Origin of the sequence: Solirubrobacter deserti (genome assembly GCF_027587175.1) — a bacterium.
In the GTDB taxonomy this organism is placed as follows: Bacteria; Actinomycetota; Thermoleophilia; order Solirubrobacterales; family Solirubrobacteraceae; genus Solirubrobacter; species Solirubrobacter deserti.
In genome coordinates this window covers 1-3,578 of record NZ_JAPCID010000106.1, presented here as the reverse complement: position 1 = coordinate 3,578, position 3,578 = coordinate 1, and the positions used below count along the sequence as shown (strand labels likewise).

At 78.2% G+C, this 3,578-nt stretch carries 4 protein-coding genes; 3 read left to right on the top strand and 1 reads right to left on the bottom strand.

Annotated features, from left to right (window positions below; all coding sequences use genetic code 11):
- The coding region (locus OJ962_RS34050) for an AAA family ATPase (protein WP_270006943.1) at positions 1–1,227 on the bottom strand (1,227 nt) is incomplete at its 3' end.
- A 79-nt stretch (positions 1,228–1,306) separates the two neighbouring features.
- Between OJ962_RS34050 and OJ962_RS34045 the strand changes: the two genes are divergently transcribed.
- The 3 genes from OJ962_RS34045 to OJ962_RS34035 all read left to right on the top strand — a co-directional run.
- Positions 1,307–2,071: a class I SAM-dependent methyltransferase gene (locus tag OJ962_RS34045; protein WP_202955339.1), complete on the top strand. Its 765-nt coding sequence runs from the start codon at positions 1,307–1,309 to the stop codon at positions 2,069–2,071.
- Positions 2,072–2,154: 83 nt separating this feature from the next.
- Positions 2,155–2,742 carry an RNA polymerase sigma factor gene (locus OJ962_RS34040; protein WP_202955340.1) on the top strand — a complete coding sequence of 196 codons (588 nt, stop codon included), beginning with the start codon at positions 2,155–2,157 and terminating at the stop codon, positions 2,740–2,742.
- Positions 2,739–3,578 (top strand): GNAT family N-acetyltransferase (locus OJ962_RS34035; protein WP_270006942.1); only part of this gene is annotated, 840 nt, incomplete at its 3' end. The genes OJ962_RS34040 and OJ962_RS34035, both read left to right, overlap by 4 nt.

The following is a 3,578-nucleotide window of genomic DNA, read 5'->3' as shown; positions in this document are numbered from 1 at the left end:
GGGGGGGGGCGCCGCCGCCGCGGGTGGTGGGGGCCCCCCCGGGCGGGGGGCGCCGGGGGCGGCGGCGCGCAGGGGGGCGCCCGCCGGCGGGTCGCTGCGGCCGCCCCCGGCCGCCAGCAGATGCGCGGCGATCCGGCCGCTCGGCGCGTGGCGGGCCGCGAGCAGCTCGGCCGCGCGGGCGTGCCGGGCGACGCGCTCGGGCTCGGGGATGGCCGCCTCCACGACCGTTCGCAGCAGTGGATGGCGGAAGCGCAGCTGGCCGGCGTCGTCGAGCACGTCCGCGGCCACGAGCGCGGCGGCGGCCCGGGCCGCGCGCGGCTCGTCGAGGCCCGCGAACGCCGCGGCGAGCGGGAGGTCGGCGGCCGTTCCGAGCAGCGCGACCGCGTCCGCGAGCGCGCGGGCGGCGTCGTCCAGGCGGGCGAGCCGACGCCGGACGGACGCGCCCACGCGTCCCGGGACGAGCTGCGCCAGCGCGGGCACGTGCTCGGCGGTCGCGGCGAGCCCATCGGCGCGCAGCTCGGCGATCAGCTCCGCCAGCAGGAACGGGTTACCGCCGGTCTGCGCCAGGCAGGCCTCCGTGAACGCCGGGTCGGGGGCGCGACCGAGCGTGCGAGCCAGCACCACGGCCACCTCCGTCGCGTCCAGCGGCGCGGGCGTGAGGTGGAGCGCCGGCTCCAGGGTGAGCAGCTCGTCGAGCGCGGCACGGTCGCTGTCGCTGCCCGTGCGGACGGTGGCGAGCAGGGAGATCGGCGCTCCCGTTACGCGCCGCGCGACGTAGGCGAGCCAGCGCAACGACGGCTCGTCGACCCACTGCAGATCGTCGACCGCGACGAGGACCGGCGCGGTCGCGCTGACGTTCACGAGCAGCCAGTAGAGGCCGTGGAGCGTGGCGTGGAGGTCCGGCTCCCCGGCCTGCTCGAGCCCGAGCACGGGCGCCGCGCGGCGGGCCGCGCCGGTCAGCAGCTCCGGCTCGCCGGCGACGGGCTCGAACAGCCGGCGGGCGACGCCGAAGGCGAACTCGCGCTCGAGCTCGCTCGCGTCGGCGACGAGGGTCGCGATCCCGGCGGCACGGGCACCGTCGAGCGCGTGCGCGAGCAGCGTCGACTTGCCGATGCCGGGCGGCCCGGTCACGAGCAGCAGCGAGCCGTCACCCGCGGCCGTCGCGTCGAGGAGGGCGTCGATCCGGCCGAGGTCGTCCGAGCGCCCGACGAGCACGGGCTCGATCATGCCAGCGATCGTGGGCGGCGCGCAACGAGCCGGGCGCTCGTCCCGGGGCGCCGCACACGGGTCCGTCGTCTTGCCGGGTATGAGCCAAGCTGAACACCGCGTGCCCGACGACTGGTTCGTCGGCTTCCACACCGGCCTCGTCGCCCGCTTCTGGCGCGCGGCCGGCGCGACGATGGCCGACCGCGACGCGGAGCTCGTCGCCGCGCTGCTCGACCTGCCCGCGGGCGCCTCGATCATCGATGTCCCGTGCGCCGACGGGCGCATCGCGCTGCGGCTGTCCGCCGCCGGGTACGCCGTGACGGGCATCGAGATCGCGGCCGCGGAGGTCGAGCACGCGCGTGCGGCCGCCACAGCGGCTGGACTCGACGCGACGTTCCTGACGGGCGACCTGCGCGCGCTGCCCGCCCTCGGGCCCGCGGACGCGCTGGTGAGCTGGGGCAACTCCTTCGGGTACCTCCCGCATGCCGACACGGTGCGGTCGCTCGCGGGCATGCACCGGCTGCTGCGACCGGGCGGGCGGCTGCTGCTCGAGAGCATGACCGTCGCCGAGTCGCTGCTCACGGGGGAGATCGCGCCGCACTCGGAGACCGAGTTCGGCGGCATCGTGATGCGGCGGCGCAACCGCTACAACGCCGCCGAGAGCCGGCTGGAGACCGACTACGAGCTCTCGAACGGGTCGGGGGTCGTCGAGCGCGCCCGCGCGGCGCATCACGTCTACACCGCGGCCGAGGTCGGGCGGCTGCTCGCGGCCGCCGGCTTCAGCGCGATCCGGCTGCTGGGGGAGGACGGGGAGCGGCCGTACACGCTGGGGTCGTCGCGGCTGATCGCCGTCGCCACGGCCTGACCGCTCGGGGTGCGGGCGCGCAAACATCCGGGTGCGTCAGGGACGCGACGGCGCGGGGTGCGGGGCGATCATCGCCCACGACGATGCTTGCCTCCCCAGCTCCAGAAGTCACCGTTCGCCCGCGGCCGCTCCGGCCCGAGGCGATCGTCCGCCACCTCGACCGCCTGCACCATGTCGCGCGCGCCCTGTGCCGCTCGCCGCACGAGGCCGAGGATCTCGTCCAGGACACCTGCCTCCAGCTGCTGCGCACGCGCCGCGAGCTCCGGCGCGCCGACGAGCTCCCGTACCTGCTGACCGCGTTGCGGCGCACGCACGTCACGCGCCGCCGGGCGGCTGCGCGACGGCCCCGGACCGTCGATCTCGGCGACGCCCCGGAACACGCGCTCGCCGGGCGCTCGCCCGGGCTCCTCGACCAGGTCGGCGAGCGGGAGGTCCTGCGTTGGATCTCCGCGCTGCCCCGAGAGAGCCGGATCGCGGTCGTGGCGGTCGACGTCGCCGGTCTTTCGCGCGCCGACGCGGCGCGCGTGCTCGGCGTCCGCGAGCGCCGCCTGTCCGAGCAGCTGTCGCGCGGGCGCGCCGGCCTCGCGGCCCGGCTCGCGCCCGAGCCAAAAGATCAGGGGGGATCATGGACGCCGTCGCCGCGGGCGGGCGCGAGCATGGCTCGACCATGACGACGACACAGACCTCCACCATCCTCGGCGTGCGACCCATGCAGTCGGGCGAAGCGCCCGCGGTCGCCCGCGTGCTCGCCACCGCGCTCGCCGACGACCCGTTCATCCGCTGGATCGCCGGCACCGACCACGACCGCGCGACCGTGTGGATGCTCGCCGGGCTCCGGATGGCCGAGCGCCACGGGCTCGTGCTGGTCGACGAGTCGCTCGATGGCGCCGCGCTGCTGATGCCGCCCGGCAGCCTGCCGCTGCCCGCGCGTGAGAACCTCGTGCTGGCGCCCGCGCTCGTGCGCGCGGTCGGCGTCCGGCGCGTCCCGGGCGTCCTGCGCGCGCTCGCGGCCCTCGACCGCGCGCACCCTGAGACGCCGCACTGGACCGGGCTGGTCCTCGGCGTCCATCCCCGCGCGCAGGGACGCGGCCTCGGCCGGCGGATCATCGCCGCCGCGCTCGCGGCCGTCGGCGACGACGCGGCCTACCTCGAGGTCTGCGAAGGCGGTCCGGCCGAGTTGTACGCCCGGTTCGGCTTCGAGGCGCACGCGCGCGTCTCGCCCGGCCACGGCGCGCCGGTGATGGCGACAATGTGGCGCGAGGGCTCGGGAGGAGCGCGGGCGGGGCCCCCGCCGACCACCCGGGCGCGGTGCGGTGGCCGGCCGCGGGGCCCGCCGCCGATGCCGGCGGCGCCGTGCGCGCCGTGCGCGGGGGGCGCGCGGACGCCGCGTTCGTGCACGCCGAGCTGCCGCCGGAGGGCGGCGTGGCGGCGGCCCGGCGGCTGGCGGGGCCGGGCGGCGCCGGCCGGCCGGTCGGGCCCGGCCCCGGGCCCGCCCCGCCTGGGGGCG